The 1322-nt window shown below is 35.4% G+C and carries 1 protein-coding gene; it reads right to left on the reverse strand.

Going from position 1 to position 1322, the window contains the following annotated elements; genetic code table 11:
* Positions 1-257: 257 nt before the first annotated feature.
* Positions 258-722: a hypothetical protein gene (locus EAX61_RS16300; RefSeq protein WP_121918770.1), complete on the reverse strand. Its 465-nt coding sequence runs from the start codon at positions 720-722 to the stop codon at positions 258-260.
* Positions 723-1322: the final 600 nt, after the last annotated feature.

Below are 1322 nucleotides of genomic sequence, written 5' to 3' on the forward strand. Positions count from 1 at the left end.
TGATCTAAATGATGCAAGCGGAGAGTACTTCAAAACTTTGATTTGCTAAATTCCCCAACCTCTCGATTGAGCCCTAATTTTCTTATTTTATGGAGCATTGCGGCCGAAGGTAATTGACCATCAACGTATTTGTATAAGAATAGTTGCGGGTTTGTATGCGAGGATTTTCCGAAGGAAAATCAGATGTTGCAAACACGCAACGACCTTTGATTAAGCACTAAACCGCAATTATTTTTATACGGTGTTGTGCATAGTGTTTATTCCGCTTTTCGATAATTCAGTCCCGTTTTAAATCCGCTATATGCTATCAAGATAACTATTATTATTAAAATCAGATATAGCAATTTAGAAACATTGTCAAACATAGTATTCGTTACAGGAAGATTATACTCAGTAGTTTCTGTTACTCCAATATAAGAACTGACAATTGAAATAATTCCAGTCAGAACCCAAATACTCAATATTCCGCAAATCATAAAAATCAGATTCACAGTAAGGTTTTTGAAATTCCGCCTTAACATTCGTAAAAGATAAACGCTGAAAAAAATCAAAACAGATAATAGCAGAATAAAATGAAAATTTGCAATTACAAAATATGTATCGTGAATATTAATATCAGTAACAGATTCAGCTTTGAATCCGTTTACACCAAACAACGAAAAATTCAAAATCAGCACAAAAATTGCTGTTCCAATTAGCCAAAATATTTCTTTGCGTTTCAATTCAGTCGTTAGTTTTTCAGTTTTTGCGTTAGTTGCTCACATTATGCACAACGTCCAATGTATAAAGCGTGCAGGGCGTTCTGCTGGCTTTCACTTGTTTTGGTGTTTGTATTATTTGTGTAAGGTATTAATTATTTTGGAGGTTTGCTGCCCTGCGTTGAGCTTTTGGAACGCCTTGTGTGCTTTATACTCGGTTGTTGTCTGTTGCCTTCGGACAGCGATGTTTTAGGTGGTAGGCAATGTTTTGTGATTAGGCGTTTCACACATTGGACGTTGATGGTCAATTAGCAATGTGGGAATAAAATTGACGCTCAGTCCTAATCTGAATGGGTCAGTATGCTTGCTCTTGGATTGATCTAAATGATGCAAGCGGAGAATACTTCAAAACTTTGATTTGCTAAATTCCCCAACCTCTCGATTGAGCCCTAATTTCCTTATTTTATGGAGCATTGCGGCCGAAGGTAATTGACCATCAACGGTTTATGTATATGATTCGTTCAAGGTTTTGTAAAACGACCTAAGACGTTTTATTTGAAGTTGTATCACAATGTGTTTTTTAAATTTAAGTATAAAAACTAAATTGAGATACAACTGGTGTTG

It is taken from the genome of Dokdonia sinensis, from assembly GCF_003688895.1.
GTDB classification, from domain to species: Bacteria; Bacteroidota; Bacteroidia; order Flavobacteriales; family Flavobacteriaceae; genus Dokdonia; species Dokdonia sinensis.